General features: G+C 73.0%; 22 protein-coding genes. 7 read left to right on the top strand and 15 right to left on the bottom strand.

What is annotated here, in order from left to right:
- Positions 1-161 precede the first annotated feature (161 nt).
- Positions 162-860 carry an O-methyltransferase gene (locus ACF09J_RS10240; protein ID WP_392305115.1) on the top strand — a complete coding sequence of 233 codons (699 nt, stop codon included), beginning with the start codon at positions 162-164 and terminating at the stop codon, positions 858-860.
- Between the two features lie 99 nt (positions 861-959).
- On the opposite strand, the gene ACF09J_RS10235 is transcribed toward ACF09J_RS10240, so the two are convergent.
- Positions 960-1,127: a DUF3117 domain-containing protein gene (locus ACF09J_RS10235; RefSeq protein WP_003966491.1), complete on the bottom strand. Its 168-nt coding sequence runs from the start codon at positions 1,125-1,127 to the stop codon at positions 960-962.
- Between the two features lie 410 nt (positions 1,128-1,537).
- On the opposite strand from ACF09J_RS10235, the gene ACF09J_RS10230 reads away from it, so the two are divergent.
- Entirely contained in the window at positions 1,538-2,341 is an 804-nt protein-coding gene (locus ACF09J_RS10230; RefSeq protein ID WP_392304936.1) for an enoyl-CoA hydratase/isomerase family protein, read from the top strand.
- A gap of 37 nt (positions 2,342-2,378) precedes the next feature.
- Here the strand turns inward: ACF09J_RS10230 and ACF09J_RS10225 are convergent, their stop codons facing one another.
- Complete coding sequence (locus ACF09J_RS10225; protein ID WP_392305114.1) at positions 2,379-2,963, bottom strand: DNA-3-methyladenine glycosylase I; 585 nt, start codon at positions 2,961-2,963, stop codon at positions 2,379-2,381.
- An 11-nt stretch (positions 2,964-2,974) separates the two neighbouring features.
- Positions 2,975-3,328 (bottom strand): DivIVA domain-containing protein, encoded by a 354-nt coding sequence (locus ACF09J_RS10220; RefSeq protein ID WP_392304935.1) that lies wholly within the window; start codon positions 3,326-3,328, stop codon positions 2,975-2,977.
- 145 nt (positions 3,329-3,473) lie between these two features.
- Between ACF09J_RS10220 and folP the strand changes: the two genes are divergently transcribed.
- Positions 3,474-4,334, top strand: a complete 861-nt coding sequence (gene folP, locus ACF09J_RS10215; RefSeq protein ID WP_392304934.1) for a dihydropteroate synthase — start codon at positions 3,474-3,476, stop codon at positions 4,332-4,334.
- Between the two features lie 918 nt (positions 4,335-5,252).
- Here folP and ACF09J_RS10210 read toward each other — a convergent pair.
- Together ACF09J_RS10210 and dapE are read right to left on the bottom strand one after the other, a co-directional pair.
- Positions 5,253-6,011 (bottom strand): TIGR00730 family Rossman fold protein, encoded by a 759-nt coding sequence (locus tag ACF09J_RS10210; RefSeq protein ID WP_392304933.1) that lies wholly within the window; start codon positions 6,009-6,011, stop codon positions 5,253-5,255.
- Positions 6,012-6,106: 95 nt separating this feature from the next.
- On the bottom strand, positions 6,107-7,186 hold the full coding sequence (dapE, locus tag ACF09J_RS10205) for a succinyl-diaminopimelate desuccinylase (protein WP_392304932.1): 1,080 nt from the start codon (positions 7,184-7,186) through the stop codon (positions 6,107-6,109).
- A gap of 94 nt (positions 7,187-7,280) precedes the next feature.
- Between dapE and ACF09J_RS10200 the strand changes: the two genes are divergently transcribed.
- Together ACF09J_RS10200 and ACF09J_RS10195 are read left to right on the top strand one after the other, a co-directional pair.
- Positions 7,281-8,270 carry a heavy metal transporter gene (locus tag ACF09J_RS10200; RefSeq protein WP_392304931.1) on the top strand — a complete coding sequence of 330 codons (990 nt, stop codon included), beginning with the start codon at positions 7,281-7,283 and terminating at the stop codon, positions 8,268-8,270.
- 156 nt (positions 8,271-8,426) lie between these two features.
- Positions 8,427-8,786, top strand: coding sequence for an ATP-binding protein (locus ACF09J_RS10195; RefSeq protein ID WP_392304930.1), 360 nt, complete (start codon positions 8,427-8,429; stop codon positions 8,784-8,786).
- A 79-nt stretch (positions 8,787-8,865) separates the two neighbouring features.
- On the opposite strand, the gene ACF09J_RS10190 is transcribed toward ACF09J_RS10195, so the two are convergent.
- Positions 8,866-10,011: a bifunctional succinyldiaminopimelate transaminase/glutamate-prephenate aminotransferase gene (locus ACF09J_RS10190; RefSeq protein WP_392304929.1), complete on the bottom strand. Its 1,146-nt coding sequence runs from the start codon at positions 10,009-10,011 to the stop codon at positions 8,866-8,868.
- Between the two features lie 113 nt (positions 10,012-10,124).
- A complete protein-coding gene (fdxA, locus tag ACF09J_RS10185; RefSeq protein WP_100568222.1) occupies positions 10,125-10,445 on the bottom strand; it encodes a ferredoxin in 321 nt (106 codons plus the stop codon).
- Positions 10,446-10,555: 110 nt separating this feature from the next.
- On the opposite strand from fdxA, the gene ACF09J_RS10180 reads away from it, so the two are divergent.
- Together ACF09J_RS10180 and ACF09J_RS10175 are read left to right on the top strand one after the other, a co-directional pair.
- Positions 10,556-11,620 (top strand): GNAT family N-acetyltransferase, encoded by a 1,065-nt coding sequence (locus ACF09J_RS10180; RefSeq protein WP_392304928.1) that lies wholly within the window; start codon positions 10,556-10,558, stop codon positions 11,618-11,620.
- 29 nt (positions 11,621-11,649) lie between these two features.
- A complete protein-coding gene (locus tag ACF09J_RS10175; protein WP_392304927.1) occupies positions 11,650-12,501 on the top strand; it encodes a tetratricopeptide repeat protein in 852 nt (283 codons plus the stop codon).
- Positions 12,502-12,707: 206 nt separating this feature from the next.
- Here ACF09J_RS10175 and ACF09J_RS10170 read toward each other — a convergent pair whose 3' ends face one another.
- The 8 genes from ACF09J_RS10170 to ACF09J_RS10135 form a co-directional block, all read right to left on the bottom strand.
- Positions 12,708-13,322 carry a DNA-binding response regulator gene (locus ACF09J_RS10170; protein WP_392304926.1) on the bottom strand — a complete coding sequence of 205 codons (615 nt, stop codon included), beginning with the start codon at positions 13,320-13,322 and terminating at the stop codon, positions 12,708-12,710.
- Entirely contained in the window at positions 13,319-14,530 is a 1,212-nt protein-coding gene (locus ACF09J_RS10165) for a sensor histidine kinase (protein ID WP_392304925.1), read from the bottom strand. The genes ACF09J_RS10170 and ACF09J_RS10165 overlap by 4 nt, the downstream gene beginning before the upstream one ends.
- A complete protein-coding gene (locus ACF09J_RS10160; protein ID WP_392304924.1) occupies positions 14,527-15,267 on the bottom strand; it encodes an ABC transporter permease in 741 nt (246 codons plus the stop codon). Before ACF09J_RS10160 ends, ACF09J_RS10165 begins: the two co-directional genes overlap by 4 nt.
- On the bottom strand, positions 15,264-16,193 hold the full coding sequence (locus ACF09J_RS10155; RefSeq protein WP_392304923.1) for an ABC transporter ATP-binding protein: 930 nt from the start codon (positions 16,191-16,193) through the stop codon (positions 15,264-15,266). The genes ACF09J_RS10160 and ACF09J_RS10155 overlap by 4 nt, the downstream gene beginning before the upstream one ends.
- A 174-nt stretch (positions 16,194-16,367) precedes the next feature.
- Entirely contained in the window at positions 16,368-18,500 is a 2,133-nt protein-coding gene (locus ACF09J_RS10150) for a hypothetical protein (protein WP_392304922.1), read from the bottom strand.
- A 159-nt stretch (positions 18,501-18,659) separates the two neighbouring features.
- Positions 18,660-19,076, bottom strand: a complete 417-nt coding sequence (locus tag ACF09J_RS10145; RefSeq protein ID WP_392304921.1) for a DUF6113 family protein — start codon at positions 19,074-19,076, stop codon at positions 18,660-18,662.
- The gene (mshB, locus tag ACF09J_RS10140; RefSeq protein ID WP_392304920.1) at positions 19,073-19,969 is read right to left on the bottom strand and encodes an N-acetyl-1-D-myo-inositol-2-amino-2-deoxy-alpha-D-glucopyranoside deacetylase; all 897 of its coding nucleotides are present in this window, start codon (positions 19,967-19,969) and stop codon (positions 19,073-19,075) included. Before mshB ends, ACF09J_RS10145 begins: the two co-directional genes overlap by 4 nt.
- Positions 19,970-20,054: 85 nt before the next feature.
- Complete coding sequence (locus ACF09J_RS10135; protein WP_392304919.1) at positions 20,055-20,672, bottom strand: Uma2 family endonuclease; 618 nt, start codon at positions 20,670-20,672, stop codon at positions 20,055-20,057.
- Between the last annotated feature and the right edge of the window lie 36 nt (positions 20,673-20,708).

The raw sequence follows: 20,708 nt of genomic DNA, 5'->3' as shown, positions 1-20,708 counted from the left end.
GTTAGCTCCGGATAAGCAGTTTTACGAGAATTTGACACGTGCTGGTCCGGCTGGTGCGACTGCGTCAGCACTTGCTCGGTGTCCCGTTCCATCCCATACCCCCCGTCCGTCCCGCCGTCGCGTCCCGTGTCGCTTCCTCACCCCATCAAACGACCGGTCCCATCAGCGGGTTCCCGGCCCCAGCGGATACAGTCACGCCCAGGCAACCATGGGGACAGGAGAGGGTCATTACCGGCAACCGGCAGACGAGCTGGGCGTTCGCCGACGCCTATGTCGCCGAGGACGAAGCGCTGCGCTGGGCCCGTGAGCGGGCCCGCGAGGCAGGGCTGCGCTCGGTGTCGCCCGGCGCGGGCGCCGCGCTGCGGTTGCTGGCCGCCACCGTGGACGCGAAGGCGGTCGCGGAGATCGGCACCGGCACCGGGGTCTCCGGGATCCACCTGCTGTACGGCATGCGCCCCGACGGGGTGCTGACCACCGTCGACCCCGAGCCGGAGCACCAGCAGTTCGCCCGCCAGGCGTTCCGCGCCGCGGGCTTCGCCGGCAACCGCGCCCGCTTCATCCCCGGCCGCGCCCTGGACGTGCTGCCCCGGCTCGCGGACGCCGGATACGACCTCGTGTTCTGCGACGGTGACCGGCTGGAGTTCCCCGAGTACCTCGCTGAATCGTTGCGCCTGCTGAGACCGGGAGGCCTCGTCGCCTTCGAAGGCGTCTTCGCGCACGGGCGGACGGTGGACTCGGGACCGCAGCCGACGGAGGTCGTGCGGCTGCGGGAACTGCTGCGCACGGTGCGCGAGAGCCCCGACCTGACGCCGTCGCTGCTGCCGGTGGGCGACGGGCTGCTGTGCGCCGTCAAGCGTTGAGCGCCCACGTCACCCGCGCGCCGTACACACCTGGACAGACAGCGACCCCGACACCGCGTACGATGCCGGGGCAACTGAAAGGGTATGGTCGCTTGCGCGTCAGCCGACGACCTTCTTGAGGGCGTCGCCGAGCGCGTCGGCCTCGTCAGGGGTCAACTCGACGACGAGCCGACCGCCGCCTTCGAGCGGAACGCGCATGACGATGCCCCGCCCCTCCTTGGTCACCTCGAGCGGGCCATCACCCGTCCGCGGCTTCATGGCCGCCATGCTCGTTCCCCTTCCTGAAACCCAGCTCATCGTCAAAGCCGACGGCCCACCGAGAGGGCACGCGCACGGTCCCAGCCCAGAACGGCACAGGACACGCGACACCGGCATCGAACACATTGCTTCCAAGCCATTATCCCGCATCCCAGGACCCGATGACCAACATCAGTTGGCATCGCTTGGGCAACGCGCGCGAGCAAAACCACTCAATTCGGCGATGTGGCTGCGATACTGCGCCCCCACGCGTCCGCACGCCGGCCGCGGACGCGCCGGAATTCTTTGACGCAGGTCACATGCCGGGTCCGCGCCCCACCCGGTGATCTCCGTCATGCTGTCCTCGGACCACGGCGGACCGCGCGGACCACGACGGACCGAGCGGCACGTCAACGAGGCGACAACGGAGGGGATGCCCCATGGCCGACACCGTGCTCTACGAGGTGAGCGACGGACTCGCGACGATCACGCTGAACCGCCCCGAGGCGATGAACGCGCTGAACGTCGACGCCAAGGTCGCCCTCCGGGACGCGGCCCGGGAGGCGGCGGACGACGGCGCCGTGCGGGCGGTGCTGCTGACCGCCGCCGGGGACCGGGCGTTCTGCGTGGGCCAGGACCTCAAGGAGCACATCGGGCTGCTGGCCGCCGACCGGGAGACCGGGTCCGGGCAGGTCATGAGCACCGTGCGGGAGCACTACAGCCCGATCGTGCGGGCGCTCGCGGGGGCGCGGAAGCCGGTGGTCGCCGCGGTGAACGGGGTCGCCGCCGGGGCGGGCTTCGGCTTCGCGCTCGCCGCCGACTACCGGATCGTGGCGGACACGGCGTCCTTCAACACCTCGTTCGCGGGCGTCGCGCTCACCGGGGACTCGGGGATCTCGTGGACGCTGCCGCGGGTGGTGGGACCGTCCCGCGCCACCGACCTGCTGCTCTTCCCGCGCCGTATCACCGCCCAGGAGGCCCACGACCTGGGCATCGCCAACCGGGTCGTGCCGGCCGCCGAGCTGCGGGCCGAGGCCGAGAGGACTGCGCGGGCGCTGGCCGAGGGGCCGACGGTGGCGTACGCGGCGCTGAAGGAGGCGGTGGCCCACGGGCTGACGCACTCCCTGGAGGAGACCCTCCTCAAGGAGGAGGAGCTCCAGACCAGGGCGGGGCAGTCCGAGGACCACGCGATCGCGGTGCAGGCGTTCGTGAACAAGGAGAAGCCGGTGTATCTGGGCCGCTGACCGCGGTGCGGGCCGGTGCCGTCCCTGTCCGGCGGGGTCAGGGGCGGCGCGCCACGCAGTCCTCGAGGTGGTCGTCGACCAGGCCGCACGCCTGCATCAGGGCGTACGCCGTCGTCGGGCCGACGAAGCGCAGGCCGCGCTTCTTCAGGGCCTTCGACAGGGCCGTGGACTCGGGGGTGACGGCCGGGACGTCGGAAAGGGTCCTGGGCGCCGGGCGGGTCGCGGGGTCGGGGGCGTGGGACCAGATGAAGGCGTCCAGCTCGCCCGGGGCCCAGCCGGTGAGGACGCGCGCGTTGGCGATCGTCGCGTCGATCTTGGCGCGGTTGCGGATGATGCCCGGGTCGGCGAGCAGCCGCTCTCGGTCGTCGTCCGTGAAGTCCGCCACCGCCGCGATCTTGAAGTCGGCGAAGGCGGCGCGGAAGCCGGTGCGGCGGCGCAGGATGGTGATCCAGGACAGGCCGGACTGGAACGCCTCCAGGGAGAGGCGTTCGTAGAGCGCGTCGTCGCCGTGGACCGGGCGGCCCCACTCCTCGTCGTGGTAGGCCACGTACTCCGCCGCGGACAGGGCCCACGGGCAGCGCGGGGCGCCGTCCGGGCCGGCGATCGCGGCGCCCGGCGTCAGGGTGTCGTCCGTCACCGCTGGTCCTCCTGCTCGGGCTTGGTCAGGTCGACGTGGGCGGCGGCCCGGGCACCGGCCAGCGCGGACTCCAGGTCGGCGATCCGTGCGTCGCGCTCCGCGAGTTCGGCGCCGAGCCTGCTGAGGGCGTCGTCGACGTCGGCCATGCGGTAGCCGCGGACGGTCATCGGGAAGCGGAGGCTCTCCACGTCCTCGCGGTCCACCGGGCGGTCCGGCGGCAGCGGGTCCAGGAGCCGCTCGGGCGCCGCCTCGGGCAGCGGTCCGGTTCCCTCGCCGCCGCCCACCACCGCAAGGGTCACCGCGGCGACCACGACGGCGAGCGCGACGACCAGGAAGAAGAACATAACCATCGCTCGGTCCCCACGGAGTCTGTCGTATCTGTCAGGGTCCGATCGTGCCATGCGACGCTGACAGTTAGGGTCGCAGACGGCCGAAGGCCGTCAAAGACCGGGCGGGACCGGGAGAGACCGCGAAGAAGAGAAGAGGTCACAGGGGATGCTCAGGCTGGGCAGGCGCGAGTTCGACGCGCACGAGCCGGTGATCATGGCGATCGTCAACCGGACCCCGGACTCCTTCTACGACCAGGGGTCGACGTTCCGCGACGAGCCGGCCCTCGCGCGCGTGGAGCAGGCGGTCGCCGAGGGGGCGGCGATCATCGACATCGGCGGGGTGAAGGCCGGGCCCGGTGACGAGGTGAGCGCCGAGGAGGAGGCCCGGCGGACGGTCGGCTTCGTGGCCGAGGTGCGGCGGCGGTTCCCGGACGTGGTCATCAGCGTCGACACCTGGCGGGCCGACGTCGGCGAGGCCGTGTGCGAGGCGGGCGCCGACCTGCTGAACGACGCGTGGGGCGGGGTGGACCCGCGGCTCGCCGAGGTCGCGGCGCGCTACGGGACCGGCCTGGTGTGCACGCACGCCGGCGGTGCGGAGCCCCGGACCCGGCCGCACCGGGTGACGTACGACGACGTCATGGCCGACATCCTCCGGGTGACCGTGGGGCTGGCCGAGCGGGCGGTGGCGCTCGGCGTGCCCCGGGAGTCGGTGATGATCGACCCCGGGCACGACTTCGGCAAGAACACCCGGCACAGCCTGGAGGCGACGCGGCGACTGGGCGAGATGGTCGCGACCGGGTGGCCGGTGCTGGTGTCCCTGTCCAACAAGGACTTCGTGGGCGAGACGCTGGACAAGCCGGTGAAGGAGCGGCTGGTGGGAACGCTGGCGACGACGGCCGTCTCGGCATGGCTGGGCGCCCAGGTGTACCGGGTGCACGAGGTGGCCGAGACCCGGCAGGTGCTGGACATGGTCTCGTCCATCGCGGGCCACCGCCCACCGGCGGTGGCCCGACGGGGGCTGGCGTAACCCCGACGCCCCAGCGCCCGCGCGAGCACCAGAGCTCGGCGGTGCCAACACCACCGCCGCCGCGCCGTACGGGCGCCAGGTCCCGCCGCGCCGACATCAGCGCCACGCCGCACGGCAGGCACCAGTGCCGCGCCGTACAGCCGCCAGCGCAGCGCCCCGCAGGCATCAGAGCCCCGTCTTACCGCCACCAGCCCGCCCGACACACGGACGCCAATGCCCGTCGTACGGGGCGCACAGACGCCAGAGCCCGTCGTACCGGCGGCAGCGCGCCGGTCTCACGGGCGTCGGTAGCGCGCCGCGCGGGCGGGCCTCAGCGCCGCGCCGTGCAGGCGCCGGTGGCCTCGCCGTCCCAGCACCAGCCGCCCGCAGCGCGGGCACCCCGGCCGTACGGGCCGCACGGACGCCCCGGCCCCGTCGTACCGACGCGCGCGCCCCGTCGTACCGGCGGCAGCGCGCCGGTCTCACGAGCGTCAGTACCGCCGCACGGGCAGGCATCAGCGCCGCGCCGTGCGGACGCCGGTGGCCTCGGCGTCCCGGCACCCGCCGCACGGGCACAAACGCCCCGTCGCACGGGCCGCACAGACGCCAGAGCCACGCCGTACCGGCCCCCGGGCCCCGCCGTGCCTGCACCAGCACCCGCGCACAGACGCCAGTGCTGCGCCGTCCATACGCCGTACCGGCCTCCGGCCTCGCCGTGCCGACGACAGAGCCCCGGTCCTACGGGCGTCAGCGCCACGCCGCGCGGACGCCAGTGCTGCGCTGCGCAGACGCCAGCGCCGCGCCACGCGGGCGCCGAGTCCCGTTTCACCGCCGCACGGGCACAAACGCCCCGTCGCACGGGCCGCACAGACGCCAGAGCCACGCCGTACCGGCGTCCGGGTCCCGTCGTGCCGACGACACTGCCCCGCCGTGCGGGTGTCAGCGGCCCGCCTCCTTGGACATCAGGGCCACCGCCTCCGCCACGTCGTCCGTGACGTGGAAGAGGGTGAGGTCCGCCTGGGCCGCCTTGCCCTCGGCGATCAGGGTGTTCTCCAGCCAGTCGACCAGGCCGCCCCAGTACGCGCTGCCGAAGAGGACGATCGGGAAGCGGGTGACCTTCTGGGTCTGCACCAGGGTCAGCGCCTCGAAGAGTTCGTCCAGGGTGCCGAGACCGCCGGGAAGGACGACGAAGCCCTCCGCGTACTTGACGAACATCATCTTGCGGACGAAGAAGTACCGGAAGTTGAGGCCGATGTCGACATAGGGGTTCAGGCCCTGCTCGAAGGGCAGCTCGATGCCCAGGCCCACCGAGACGCCCCCGGCCTCCAGGGCGCCCTTGTTCGCCGCCTCCATCGCGCCCGGGCCGCCGCCCGTGATCACCGCGAAGCCCGCCTCGACCAGGCCGCGGCCGAGCTTCACCCCCGCGTCGTACTCCGGCGAGTCCACCGCCGTCCGCGCGGAACCGAACACGCTGATGGCGGGTGGCAGTTCGGCGAGCGTGCCGAAGCCCTCGATGAACTCCGACTGGATGCGCAGCACGCGCCAGGGGTCCGTGTGGACCCAGTCCGTGGGGGCGCGCTCGTCCAGCAGCCGCTGGTCCGTGGTGCTCGCCTGGACCTGACCGCGCCGCCGGAGGACCGGCCCCAGGCGCTGCTCGTCCGGTGGCTGCTTCTTGCCCTCGGGGTTGCCTGTTGGCATGTACGCTCCCTCCGCTTGTGTGACCTGCCACCTCAGCGTAGATCCGCGCGGGTTACGAGAGGGGGACGTCGGTATGTCGGGACTCGCGACGGCGGTCAGTCCGTCAGCCAGGCCCGCAGACGCTCCTCGCCCGCGAGGATCTTGGCCGTTTCCACCCGCTCGTCGCGCTTGTGCGCCAAGTGGGGGTTGCCGGGACCGTAGTTGACGGCGGGGACGCCCAGCGCCGAGAAGCGTGAGACGTCCGTCCAGCCGTACTTCGGGCGCGCGGTGCCGCCGACCGCCTCGATGAACGCCGCCGCGGCCGGGTGGTTCAGCCCCGGCAGGGCGCCGCCGCTGTGGTCGTCGATCACGAACTCCTCCACCCCGCAGTCCGCGAACACCTCGCGGACGTGGGCGACGGCCTCCTCCTCGGTGCGGTCGGGGGCGTAGCGGAAGTTGACCGTGACCACGCACTCGTCGGGGATGACGTTGCCCGCCACCCCGCCCGAGACGCCGACCGCGTTGAGGCCCTCGCGGTACTCCAGGCCGTCGATGACCGGATGACGCGGCTGGTACTCGGCGAGCCGCCGCAGGATCGGCGCGGCGGCGTGGATGGCGTTGGACCCCATCCAGCCGCGCGCCGAGTGGGCCCGCTCCCCCTTGGTCCTCAGCAGCACCCGCAGCGTGCCCTGGCAGCCGCCCTCGACCTCGCCGTCGGAGGGTTCGAGCAGCACGGCGAAGTCGCCGGCCAGCCACTCGGGGCGCGCCTCGGCGACGTGCCCCAGTCCGTTCAGCTCGGCGGCGACCTCCTCGTTGTCGTAGAAGACGAAGGTCAGGTCGCGGTTGGGGGCGGGGACCGTGGCCGCGATGCGCAGCTGGACCGCCACCCCGGACTTCATGTCGCAGGTGCCGCAGCCCCACAGGACGCCGTCCTCGTCGAGCCGCGAGGGGACGTTCTGGGCGATCGGGACCGTGTCGATGTGGCCGGCCAGGATCACCCGCTGCGCGCGCCCGAGGTTCGTGCGGGCGACGACGTTGTTGCCGAGACGGTCGACCGTCAGGTGCGGCAGGGCGCGCAGCGCGGCCTCGATCGCGTCGGCGAGCGGCTTCTCGGTGCCGCTCTCCGAGGGGAAGTCGACGAGTTGCGCGGTCAGGCGCGCGGCGTCCAGCGTGAGGTCAAGCGGGTTGTCGGCCATGCGGTCGACCCTAACCCGGCGAACCGACCCGCTGTCGCAGCGCGTTGTTCACACCTGCCTCACCAGTCCCGCCGGCCTCCAGTACCTTGTAGGCGTGCCGCACCCTCCCCCCTCTTCCAAGCGTCGTGGCCGCCTCCTCCGGTTCGGGGCGGCCTTCGTGGTCCTGCTCGGGCTCGCCGGCTACCTCTCGGTGCAGTACTTCACCGGAGGCACCTCGGGCCCGGGCTGCGAGGTCGTCTCCGGCAAGGGCGACGGAGCCTCGTACCGGTTCACGCCGGAGCAGGCGGTGAACGCGGCGACGATCGCGGCCGTCGGCACCGGGCGCGGCATGCCCGAGCGGGCGGTGACCATCGCGCTGGCCACCGCGCTCCAGGAGTCCGCGCTGCGCAACATCGACTTCGGCGACCGGGACTCCCTCGGCCTGTTCCAGCAGCGGCCCTCGCAGGGCTGGGGCACGCCGGAGGAGATCATGGACCCGGCCTACTCGGCGGGGATCTTCTACGACCATCTGAACAAGGTGCCCGGCTACACGCGGCTGCCGCTGACCGTGGCGGCGCAGCGCGTGCAGCGCAGCGGCTTCCCGCAGGCGTACGCCAAGCACGAGCCGGACGCGACGCTGCTCGCCGCCGCGCTCACCGGGCGCTCCGGGGCCACGCTGGCCTGCCAGGGCCGACCCGGTCCGACCCGGTCCAGCGGGTCCGACGCGGTGCGTGCCGCGCTCGTCCGGGACTTCGGCCGGGACGTGGTGCAGGAGGCGGGCGCGGAGGTCGGCGGCACTCCTTCGCCGACGCCGACGCCAGCCCCCACGGCGACCCCGGTAGCGGGCGGGGACGGACGGACCGTGACGGTGCCCGTGCCCGACGACACGGCCGCGGCCGGGCGCAGCGCGCGGCAGCGGGGCTGGCAGCTCGCGCACTGGGCGGTGGCCAACGCCTCCGCGCTCCACATCGAGCAGGTCTCCTACGGCGGCTGGCAGTGGACGGCCGGGATGACCGACAGCCGGTGGCGGGCGTCGCAGACGCGGGGCGCCGCGGGAGCGGAACGCGCGGCGGGCTCGGTCCGCATCACCACCACCGGGCGTTAGTACGGCACGTCACCCTGAAGGGTCACCCGGCGCGAGGGAGCTTTTCCGCGTACCCGATAATGCGACGCATTGCCAACTCTTTACGTTGGCCCGCCGCAACCTTCGCGGACTTCGAGCGGTAGTCAGAGCGTCCGTTCCCTCCGTCGAAGGAGCAACATGTCCCTCCCCCTGACCCGCCGGATCGCCCGTGCCGCGCTGCTCGTCGCTGCGGGTGCGGCCGCCGGGGTCGGTGCGGCCGGTACCGCCGGCGCAGCCCCCGCGCTGCCCGCCGCCCCGAACCTCGGCGGGCTGACCGCCCTGGACGGGGCGAGCGTCGGCAACACCGTGGACGGTGCCGCGCAGCACGTCGCCGGGGTCGCGGGCGACTCCGGCGGCAAGGTCGTGAAGCAGGCGGCGCCGACGGCGCAGAAGGCGGCGGGGTCCGCGGGCGGGCTCCTCGGCGGCGCAGCGCGGACGGCGGCCAAGGGCGGGCTGCCGACGCCGTCCCTGCCGGTCTCCGGCCTGCCGCTCGGCTGAGCACCACGCGAACGACCCGATGGGGTCCGGGGTTCACTCCCGGACCCCGTCGTCGTGTCGTGAGGACCCCGTCGTCCTGTCAGTGCGGACGAGCCGTCGCCGGCCGTCCGGACAGGCGCTCCACCGCCGCGCGGACCCGCTCGTCCGTCGCCGTCAGCGCGACGCGTACGAAGTCCGCGCCCGCCGGGCCGTAGAAGTCGCCCGGGGCGACGAGGATGCCGCGTTCGGCGAGGTGGGCGACCGTGGTCCAGCAGGACTCGTCGCGGGTGGCCCACAGGTAGAGGCTCGCCTCGCTGTGCTCGACGCGGAAGCCGTGGGAGAGCAGGGCCCCGCGCAGGGCCTCGCGGCGGGCGGCGTAGCGTTCGCGCTGCTCGCGGACGTGGGTGTCGTCGCCGAGGGCGGCCACGACCGCCGCCTGGGTCGGCGCCGAGGTCATCATGCCGCCGTGCTTGCGGATCTCCAGCAGCGGGCCGAGGACGGCCGGGTCGCCGGCCAGGAAGGCGGCGCGGTAGCCGGCCAGGTTCGAGCGCTTGGACAGCGAGTGGACCGCGACGATGCCCTCGTACGAGCCGCCGTTCACGTCCGGGTGCAGGACGGAGACCGGGTCGGCCTCCCAGCCAAGCTCCAGGTAGCACTCGTCGGAGAAGACCAGCACACCGTGCTCGCGGGCCCAGGCGACGATCCGGCGCAGCTCCTCCTTGGGCAGCACCTGGCCCGTGGGGTTGGAGGGCGAGTTCAGCCACAGCAGCTTCAGGCCGGCCGGGTCCAGCTCCGTGGGGCCCGGCACGCCGGCGCCCGGTGTCGTCGAGTAGACGAGGTGGTCCGCGCCGGCCAGGCGGGCGCCGACCTCGTAGGTCGGGTAGGCCAGGCGCGGGTACGCGACCTTGTCGCCGGGGCCGAGGCCGAGCTGGGTGGGGAGCCAGGCGACCAGTTCCTTGGAGCCGACGATCGGCAGGACGTGCCGGTGGGTGACACCGCGTGCGCCGAGGCGGCGCTCGACCCAGCCCGTCAGCGCGTCACGCAGTTCGGGCGTGCCCCACACGGTCGGATAGCCCGGGGAGTCCGCGGCCGCGACCAGCGCCTTCTGGATCAGGTCGGGGACCGGGTCCACCGGCGTGCCGACCGACAGGTCGACGATGCCGTCCGGATGGGCTGCGGCCGTCTTCTTGTACGGCTCCAGCTTGTCCCAGGGAAAGGCGGGGAGCCGGTCGGAGAGTGCGGACACGGGGATCAGGCTCACTTTCTGGTCCGGAAAACGCCTCGGTCCCGTGCGGCGGGCGGAGCGCTGGAGCGCGATCAGGCCGTACGGGACCGGGGCGGCGCGAAGGCGGGCCGCTCTTACTGGTTCTGCGGCGGCAGCGCGGCGATGATGGGGTGGTCGCGCTCGATCAGCCCCAGCTTGCTGGCGCCACCGGGAGAGCCGAGCTCGTCGAAGAACTCGACGTTGGCCTTGTAGTAGTCCTTCCACTCCTCGGGAGTGTCGTCCTCGTAGAAGATCGCCTCGACCGGGCAGACCGGTTCGCAGGCTCCGCAGTCGACGCATTCGTCCGGGTGGATGTACAAGGACCGCTGGCCCTCGTAGATGCAGTCGACCGGGCACTCCTCGATGCACGCCTTGTCCTTGACGTCGACACAAGGCTGCGCGATGACGTAGGTCACGCTGTCGTTCCTCCTCGATAGGGCGCTGGCGGGCCTCCACAGGCTCCGCCGCCTGGCGCGCGGGAGCGCGGCGTCGTCGATGCCCGCCCCTAGTATCTCCGTTCCGGGGCATGATCCGAACAGGAGGGGTGAACAGACCTGTGGAAATATCGGCAACAGGACGCCTCGAGGTCCGTATCACCGCTGCTGATGTGGGCAAACGGGTCTCAATACGGCGCTTGAGCGAACCTGGCGCGCCGGGTGAGAAGTTCACCGACACGGTCGGAGTTCTCACATCATGGGACCACGGTGTGCTGCTGATCACACGGAAGAGTGGCGAGACCGTACGGATCGCCGAATCCTCCCTGGTCGCGGGCAAGGTGGTACCGGCCGCACCGGCCAGACGGCGGGGCCCGGCGGCCACGTACGACGAACTCGCACGGGTGGCGGCGCGGGCCTGGCGGCCGGTGGAGAGCGAGCGGCTGGGCGAGTGGGAACTCAGGGCGGCGGCGGGGTTCACCCGGCGTGCCAACTCGGTGCTGCCGCTCGGCGATCCCGGGCTTCCGCTCGACGCGGCCCTGGGTGCCGTACGACGCTGGTACGGCGAGCGCGGCCTGCCCGCGTACCTCCAGACGGCCACCGGCGCCGAGGGCACGCAGGAACTGCTGTGCGCGGAGCTGGAGCGGCGGGGCTGGGTGCGCGAGGTGAGTGCCGAGCTGTGGATCGGGGCGCTCGCGCCGGTCGCCGACCGGGCCGAGGGCTCCGGGGTCGTGCTGTCCCGCACGGCCGACGAGGCGTGGCTTGCGCGGTATCAGCGCAAGGGGGTGAACGAGGTGGCCCTGAAGGTGCTCGGCAGCGGGCCGTCGGTGTGGTTCGCGACGGTTCCCGGCGAGGGCGGTGTTCCGGCGGCGATCGGACGGTGTGTCGTCGACGGCCGCTGGGCGTCCTTCGCCGCCGTCGAGGTCGATCCGGCGCTGCGCCGACGCGGCCTGGCCACGACCGTGCTGGCCTCGCTCGCGGGCCGGGCCCTCGACGAGGGCGCCTCGGCGGCCTGGCTCCAGGTCGAGACGGAGAATGAGGCCGCGCGAGCGCTGTACGCCGGGATGGGCTTCGGCGCGCACCACGCGTACCACCACTACCGCGCCCCGGACTCCGCGCCGCGGTCCCCGCGTGACTCCGGCGCTCGTCCGTCGTAGAGATCGTCGTGAAAGGGCACGAGCCTGCTATGCGTCCCCCGCATCCGCCGTCTCCGGAACGGGCCGCCGCGGTCCGCCGGTGGTTCGCCGAGGAGGCACGGTCCGAACGGCCGGACCTCGCGGCGCTGTGCCTGCTGGTGGGCGCGGCGGCCGACGGGGCGCTGGACGAGGCCGGCATGGACGCGGCGCAACTGGAGCTGGACCGGCTCGCCGGTGAGCTGCCCTACCGGCCGGGCGGTCCGCGGGACTGGGCGCGGGCCCTGTGCGGACTGCTCGGCGAGCGGTACGGCTTCCACGGCTCGGCGTCGGACTACCAGCGGCTGGAGTCCTCCCTGCTGCACGAGGTGCTGGTGCGGCGGCGCGGACTGCCCATCCTGCTGTCGGTGGTGTGGATGGAGGTCGCGCGGCGGGCCGGGGCGCCGGTCTACGGGGTCGCGCTGCCCGGCCACTTCGTCGTGGGGTTCGGAGCGGCGGGGGAACAGGTGCTCGCGGACCCGTTCGACGGCGGCCGGGTACTCACCGGCGCGGACGCCGACCTGCTGGTGGCCGGGGCGACGGGAGCGCCCCTGGACCCGTCGATGCTGGTGCCCGCGGCGCCCCTGGAGGTCGTGTCCCGGATCCTGAACAACGTCCGGGCCTGGGCGGCCGTGCGGCCCGAACGGTCGGACGTGGCGCTGTGGGCGGTGGAGCTGTCGCTGCTGCTGCCGTCGCATCCGGCGCGGCTGCGGTACGAGCGGGCGCAGTTGCTGGTGCAGCGGGGCGACTTCGTGGGAGGGGCCAGGGAGCTGGAGGAGTACGCCGACGTGCTGGGCGCGGCGGACGAGCCCGCGGCCGAGCAGGTGCGGGGGCAGGCACGGGCCGCGCGGGCCCTGTTGAACTGAACCCGCCGGGAACGCCCCGCGCGGCCGTCCTAGGGCCTGTTGCGAAAGTCCCGTCGTCCGCCCGGAGGGCGGGCCTCGCGGCGTCAGGTGCGTGCTCTCGCCGTGCCGGGCCCTGGCCCTCGTACTGGATGTACTTGGGTCAGGGCCCGGTGCGGCGAGAGGGCGTGCATGGCGTCGCGAGGCAGGCGGGACTTTCGCAACAGGCCCTAGAGCCAGCCCTTCTCCCGCGCTATGCGCACCGCCTCCGTCCTGTTGCGCACCGCCAGCTTCTGGATCGCGGTCGACAGGTAGTTGCGGACCGTGCCCTGGGACAGGTGGAGGATCGCCGCCAGCTCGGCGTTGGTGGAGCCGTCGGCCGCGGCGCGCAGGACCTCGCGCTCCCGGTCGGTCAGCGGGTTGGCGCCCCCGGCCAGCGCCGCAGCGGCCAGCGTGGGGTCGATGACCCGCTCGCCCGCGAGCACCTTGCGTATCGCCGCGGCGAGCTGCGCGGCCGGGGCGTCCTTGACCAGGAAGGCGTCCGCGCCCGCCTCCATGGCGCTGCGCAGATAGCCGGGGCGGCCGAAGGTGGTGAGCACGACCAGTTTCACCGCGGGCAGCTCCTTGTGGAGCCGGGCGGCGGCCTCGATGCCGGTGCAGCCGGGCATCTCGATGTCGAGCAGGGCCACGTCGACGCCGTGGGCTTGCGCCGCCGCCACGACCTCGTCCCCGCGTGACACCTGGGAGACGACCTCGATGTCCTCCTCGAGGCCGAGCAGCGCGGCCAGTGCCTCGCGCACCATCGACTGGTCCTCGGCCAGGAGGACCTTGATCGTTCGGCTCATGCCGGGGATCCTACGTCCGCGCGGGAGGCGAGAGGCGCCCGGGCGACGAGCCGGAAGCCGCGCCTGACGCGCCCCGCCTCCAGTTGCCCGCCCACCTTCTCCAGGCGCTCGGCCAGGCCCGTCAGACCGTTGCCCGGGCCCTTGGCCACCCCGGCGGTGCCACCCGAGCCGTTGTCCTCGACGCACAGTTCGAGGAACGGCCCGTCCAGGGTCTGGCGGCGCACCAGGCCGACGGCGCACCGGGTCGCCCCGCTGTGCCGTACGACGTTGGTGATCGCCTCGCGCAGCGCCCAGGCGAGCGCGGACTCGCTCTCCTCCGGGACGCCGTGCAGGTCGGGCTCGGCGGGCACGTCGGCGATGACGTCGGCGGCCGTCAGCGCCACGTGGGCGCCCGCCAGTTCGGCGTGCAGGCGGGGGCGCCGGTAGCCGGTGACGGCCTCGCGGACGTCGACCAGGGCCTGGCGGCTGACCTGCTCGATGTCGGCGACCTGCTGGGCCGCCTCGTCGGGCCGGCCGGGCAGCATCCGTCCGGCCAGCTCGCTCTTCAGCGTGATCAGCGAGAGCGAGTGGCCGAGCAGGTCGTGCAGGTCGCGGGCGAGCCGCAGCCGTTCCTCGTTGGCGGCGAGCTGGGCCACGGTGGCGCGGGCCTTGCGCAGGTCGACCGTGGTGCGCACCAGTTGCCGTACACCGGTCATCGCGAAGCCGACGAGCGTCACCAGCAGGAACAGGGTCCACTCGCCCTGTGCGCCGGTGTGCTGGGCGACGAGCAGCATCACGGCCGTGGTCAGCGGGATCGTCCAGTAGGCGATCCGCAGCGGGTTCGTCGCGCCGCAGGCCACGGAGACGTACACGAACAGGCCGATCCACTGTGCGCCGAGGGTCAGGCACAGCACGACGGCGAGGACGCCGAGCGCGGAGACGAGCCAGCCGACGACGCGCCCGGAGAACGGCCGCCCCATGTTCCGGTAGACCAGCGCCAGATAGGTCCCGGTGAAGGCGGCGAGGCCCGCCCAGCCGGCCGCGGTGGCCGCCATCGTGTGGGCGCCGGAGACGAGGTCCTGCACCGGCGAGCTGAGGAAGATCAGCCAGGGCAGGATCCACACCAGTTTGCGCAGCGCCTCGCCCCTGTTCCGCGGCGGCTCGCCCATGCGCATCAGCCGGTCCGCCCGTGCTTCGCCGGGCCGCGGGTCTTCCGTCGTGACGCTCACGCCTTCAGCGTGTCCTTCCGGTACAGCCAGGCCGCGCCGCCCGCGAACAGGGCGAAGAAGACGACGAGGATGGCGAGGTCCTTCGCGTGCGGGGCCTGGCTCTCCTCGATGGCCCGCCCCAGTGCAGCGTACGCGTGCGTGGGAAGCCACTCGGCGATGTTCTGCAGCCACTGCGGGAAGGTGGTCGAGGGCATCCACAGCCCGCCGAGCATGGACAGGCCGAAGTAGATGATCATCGTGATCGGGCGGACCGCGTCCCCGCTGGCGAGGTAGCCGATGGCGACGCCGAGCGCGGCGAAGACCAGGCTGCCGGCCCAGATCGCGCCGGTGAGGGCGAGCCACTGCCAGGCCTCAAGACGGACCTGCTTGACGACGGCGGCGACCACGAAGACGACGACGATCGACGGCAGGCTGACCACGGCGGCGCCGGCGGTCTTCGCGAGGACGTAGCCGCGCCCGGGCAGGGAGGTCAGCCGGAGCTGCCGCACCCAGCCGCTCTCGCGCTCCTTGGCGATGCGCTCGCTGTTGCCCATGAGGACGGCGGTGAGGGCGCCGAAGGACGCCATGGAGACCATCATGTACGTCGGGACGGTCAGGCCGGTGCCGTCGACCTTGGTGACGCCGTCCGACTTGCCCGCGATGATCAGGAAGAGGATCGAGGGGTAGAGCACCGAGAAGAACAGGAACTTGCGGTTGCGCACGGCGCGGGTGAGTTCCAGCCTGATCAGACTGTTCACGACTGCTTGGCCTCCTCGGCCTCGGTGATGGCGACGAAGGCCTGCTCGAGCCCGAGCCCGGCGACTTCGAGGTTGTGGGGGTAGACGCCGAGCCCGTACAGGGCGTGCACGGTCGCGTCGGCGTCGGAGGACTGGATGCGGACGGTCTGGCCGCTCACGGTCAACGAGGTCAGGAAGGGCAGACCGCGCAGGGCGGCCTCGTCGATGGCGCCCTCCAGGTCGAAGGCGACCCGTCGGGCCCCCGCCTTCGCCTTGATCTCGGCGGCGGTGCCGTCGGCCAGCAGCCGTCCCCGGTGCAGGACCAGCACCCGGTCGGCGATGGCGTCGGCCTCCTCCAGGTAGTGCGTGGCGAACAGGACCGTACGGCCGTGGTCGGCCTGTTCGCGCATCGTGGCCCAGAAGGCCTGGCGGGCGGTGACGTCCATGCCGGTGGTCGGCTCGTCCAGGACGATCAGGTCGCTGTCGCCGGCGGTGGCCAGGGCGAAGCGGACGCGCTGGGCCTGCCCGCCGGAGAGCTTGTTCACCTTGCGGTCGGCGATCTGGGAGATACCGGCCCGGGCGAGCACGTCGGCGGTCCGGTACCGCTTGGGGTGCAGGTCGCAGGCGAGCCGCACCAGCTCGGCGACGGTGACGTCCTCCATCAGCCCGCCGCTCTGCAGCATGGCGCCCACGCGCCCGGCGACGATCGCCTCGCGCGGAGTGGTGCCGAAGACGCTGACGGTGCCGCTGTCGGCCTGCCGGAGGCCGAGCAGCAGGTCGAGGGCGGTCGACTTGCCGGCGCCGTTCGGGCCGAGCAGGGCGACGGTCTCGCCCGGATGCAGGGCGAGGGTCAGCCCGTCGACGGCCCGTACGTTCCCGTAGGTCTTGGTCACCTGGTCGAACCCCACCACCGTGGTGGTGCCGGCTCGCTCCGCTGTTGTCGTCATGTCCGACATGCTGACCGACGGGCGCGGGCGCCGGGCAGTGTCGCGGGTCCTGACTGCCGGATGACAGATGTCATGTGCGCGAGGTGACCGCACCGGAGGGTCGCGCCACGAAGAGCGGAGGGCACCCGGGGTCCGTGCCGGACCGGGTGCCCTCTGCCGCTGCCTGTCGCGGGACTAGCTTGGGTTGGTGTCGATGACTCCGACCCGCTCCGCCGTCGTCTTGCCGCGCAAGGCCTTGCGCAGCGCGGAGGCGACGTCCTGGGGAGTGACGGCCGTCTTCTGCCCGGTGGCCCGGGTGATCAGCACACCGTCGAAGGTGCCGCCGTACGCCTTCTTGAGCGCCTCGAGGTCGTACGTCTCCGAGAGCTTGCCGTCGATGGCCTTGACACCGAGGATCTTCGGCAGGGACACGGGACCGAACGGGATCTTGTGCGCCGGGTCGGTCTGAACAGTGACAATGCCCGACATCGCCGGCTGCGCGAACTCCTTCATCATCCGGTCGACCTCGGCGTTGGAGACCGTCGGCTGCTTGGTGACGGTGGGCAGCTGGACCGGCGTGGACGTGCCCGTCTCCACCTGGGCGCGGTAGGCCTGCTGGACCAGCTGGATCGAGCCGCCGACGTCGATGCCCTTGCCCGGCTTGCCGTACACGGGAACGGCCTTGCCCGACTGGAACTTGATGCCGCCCTCGGTCACCGATCCGGCGCCGCCCGACACGCTCTGCAGGGCGACCTGGAGCTTCTCCTCGTCGACCGGCATCTGCGGCTGGACCACCCGGTGGTTGCCGAACAGCGAGCCGATCACCGAGACGGGGTTGTAGTCGCTCGTCGCGGCCGCGCTCGCGGTGGCCTGGGTGTCGAACTGGAGCCCGGCCTGGTCCGGCTTGAGGGTCACGGACTTGCCCTCGACCGACAGCTTCAGCGGCTGGTTCACCTGGCTGCCGAAGGCCTCGTCGAGCTTCTTGACCGCGTCGTCGCGGGTGCCGCCGCCGATGTCGACGCCGAGCACGGTGGTGCCCTTGGGCACGTCGGAGTGGTTCATCAGCAGCCCGGCGCCGTAGGCGACACCGGCGACACCGATCACGGCGACGCAGAGCAGGACGAACTTGTTGCGGCCCTTCTTCCTGGCCTTGGGCGCGGCAGCCGCGGCAGCGCTCTGCGGGGCGGGCTGGGACAGCCCCGGCGGCGTGTGCGTCTGCGGCCCGCTCCAGTCGGCCTCCGGTCCGAACGGCGAGTCCGGACCTGGCTGTATGACGGCCATGCCGCTGGTGACGGTGTTCCCGGAGACGTTGTCCGGCCGGACGCCGTAACCGGGGGTGCCCGGCTCGGGAACCTGCTGCTGCGGGGTGAGCACCGCGGTGTCGTCGCTCAGACCGCCGCCGGGGCGCCCCGCGTGGGAGCCGGGCGCACCGCCCGCGGGCGGCCGCAGGGGTCCGTCGCCGGTGACGGGACCGCTCGTCGGGCCCTTGGGGCCCTGCGGGCCGCCCGGCACACCGGGGACGCCCGGGCCGTCGTCGGAGAAGTACGCCAGGTCCTCACGGCGCGGCTCGTCGCCGAGGCGGGGGCCGCCGCCGGAGAGCGGGCCCGCGCCCAGCGCCTCGGTGACGTCGAAGGATCCGGTGCCGCCGCCGTGGCCGGGCGCGACGGGGCCGCCGGTGACCCCGGGCAGGCCGGAGCCGGGGGCGCCGGGCCGGGAGCCGCCGGCCGCGCCGGGCACGCTCATGGCGCCTGTCACGCCGCTGGGGCGGCCCCCGCCGGACGATCCCGGACCGGAGGGGCCGGCGCCCACGGGCCGGGGCACGGAGGAACCCGGACCGGAAGCGCCGGGGCCGGACCCGTTCGCCGCGGGCCCGCCCGAACCACCCGGCAGTCCCGCGCCGTTGGTGGATCCGCCGCCCTGACCGCCTTTGTTCGCCTGGGGCTTGCGGGGGGCGAACCAGTCGCTGGTCACCTTCTCCTCCGCCGGCACGGCGGGCTCGGCGGGCGGTTCCGCGGCGGCCTCGGGCGCCGGGGCGGCCTGCTGCGGGGCCTCGCCGCCGTTGTCCTCGGCGTCGCTCTCGGAACCTTCCGAGGAGACGGGCGTACGCACGACGACCGGCGGGATCGGCCTGGATCCGGGGATGTTGATCCGGATCCGTGTCGTCAGCGTGGTCTCGGTCTTGCGTTCCTCGGGCTGCGCGGCCGAACGGCCCGCGTCCGCTCGGTCGTCGGAGACCGCCGGGATTCCGTACGGCGGGGTTCCCGAGGGGTAGGCGGCTCCGCCGCGCCCGTTGGGCCCGGACGACGGAGTGTCAGTTTCACGACTCAAGGCAGGTTCTCCCGATTGGCTCCGCCGCACGGTACGACCTCAGTGCGGGCGGCTCGGCGGCGCGCGCACCACCATACTGGCCGCTCCGGGCCCTTATCCCGGGACCGCTGGGTAAACCCCCACGGGACCCCTACCGGCACCCCGGGAAGAAGTGGTACGTCACTTCCCAAGTCGGGCGTCGTCGCCGTCCGGTTGCCGCCCCGGAGCCAAGGTGGCGCAGATCACAGCAACGGCCATGCCGCCGAGCAGGAAGAGGTAGGAGCCGCCGCCGGCCGCGAAGAAGAAGTCTCCTTCGGGGCGGCTGGCCGTGAGCACGAACACGGTGACGACCCAGCCGGCCGCTCCCGCCACGGCCCCGCCCCGGCTGCGCGCGGCCCGCGCCCCGCCCAGGAACAGCCCGGCGGCGCCCGCGAGCGCGAGCAGCAGCCCGCCGGGGAACCAGGCGGCCTGCACCAGGGCACCCGCGACCGCGACCACCGCGCCGAGCAGGAAGAGTCCCAGGTACGCGGCGGCCCGCCCGGCGGAGGGCGGCTTGAGAGGCTGCGCGAGCATGGAGCCCCCTCCCCCTGAACTCATGACGCCTCCTTCTCGGTGCCGGCGAACAGATCGGTCTCCCGCTCCCCCGGCCCCGCGACGGGTTCCCCGCGCACCAGCTCGTAGAACTCGGTGGTGAAGACGGGCTGGGCGAGCCGGTTGGACAGGGCGAAGTACGGCTCGGCCATCTCGATCTGGGTGGCGTGCGCGCGCATCGCGGCGACCTTGGCGGCGGCGTACGCGCCGCCGTCGACCGCGGTGGTGACGCGCTCCTCGCCGACGACTCCGGGAACGTCGTCGATCGCCGCCGGCTCGTCGAACGGCAGCCCGGGCAGATCGTCCTTCAGCCGTGCGAAGGCCTCCTCGGCGACCGGGCGCGGGAGGCGGTTCCAGTACACCTTGGCGATCCGCCAGGGCTCGCCGAGACCGGGGCGCACGGCGGGGTCGGCCGCCAGGTCCACGGCGCGCATGGCGATGCGGTGGGCCTGGATGTGGTCGGGGTGGCCGTAGCCGCCGTTGTCGTCGTAGGTGACGAGGACCTGCGGGCGCACCTCGCGGATCACGGCGACGAGGTGCTCGGCGGCGGTGTCGAGGTCGGCCTGCCACAGGCAGTCCGGGTCGTCGTTGTCCGCGAGCCCCATCATCCCGGAGTCCCGGTACCGCCCGGCCCCGCCGAGCAGCCGGAAGTCCTCGACTCCCAGCTCCCGCATGGCCGCGGCCAGCTCCTGCCCCCGGTACGGGCCGAGCCCGGCCGCTCCCTCCAGGTGCCGCAGCTCGTCCGGGATGACCTCGCCCAGCTCCCCGAGCGTGCAGGTCACCAGCGTCACCCGGGCACCCTCGGCCGCGTAGCGCGCCATGGTCGCACCGTTGTTGATCGACTCGTCGTCGGGATGCGCGTGCACCAGCATCAGCCGCCGAGCGGCCCGTTCCGTCATGGGCCCACCCTACGAGGCCTCCGAACCTCCCCAGGCGTCTCCCCGGGCCGGGGCAGGCGCCTCGGAGACGGCACCGGGAGCACGTTCAGGACTCGGCTTCCTCAGCGCTGTCCCCCCGATAGCGCGGCAGACCGTCCGTCGCGATCGTCCACTCGCCGATGGTGACGTCCTCGCCATAGACGAAGTCCTTGCGGGTCGCATAGCGGGGGCCGTCCGGGGTGGGGTGGATGTCGGTGAAGACCGCGCCTTCGCCGGTGCGCGGGTCGAAGACGGCGTAGACGGGGATGCCGAGCAGCGGGTAGTCCCGCACTTTGCCCATCCAGTCGTTGCCCGGATTCGAACGGGAGACGATCTCGATGGCGGCGATGAGCGTTCGGGGATCGACGGACCCTTCGGTGTCCATGTCGTCTTCGGCGATCACCATCACGTCCGGGCGGCGCATGACGCATTCGGGCTCGCTCTCCACGTCGGGCTCGCCGGTATGGGCGACGATCTCTTCCGGCATCACCTTCTCCAGGCGCTTCCGGAGCCGCAGCGCGGTCAGCTCGTGGCGGCCGCTGGGCGACATGACGTCGTGGACGATCCCTTCCTTGGTGATCTCGAATTTGCCCGGCAGCGTGTCGTCCGCGGACTGGACGAAGTCGCGCATGGCCCGGTACAGGTGGGAGCCGCCCTGCTTCGCGTTGTCCGGTACGACGGCCATGGCGCTCGCTCCTCGTCTGTGCCCGGGGGCAAGGAT

Source organism: Streptomyces sp. NPDC014889, assembly GCF_043081205.1.
GTDB lineage: Bacteria > Actinomycetota > Actinomycetes > Streptomycetales > Streptomycetaceae > Streptomyces.
The sequence above is the reverse complement of the archived record's forward strand: the minus strand, read 5'-3'. Positions and strand labels throughout refer to the sequence as shown.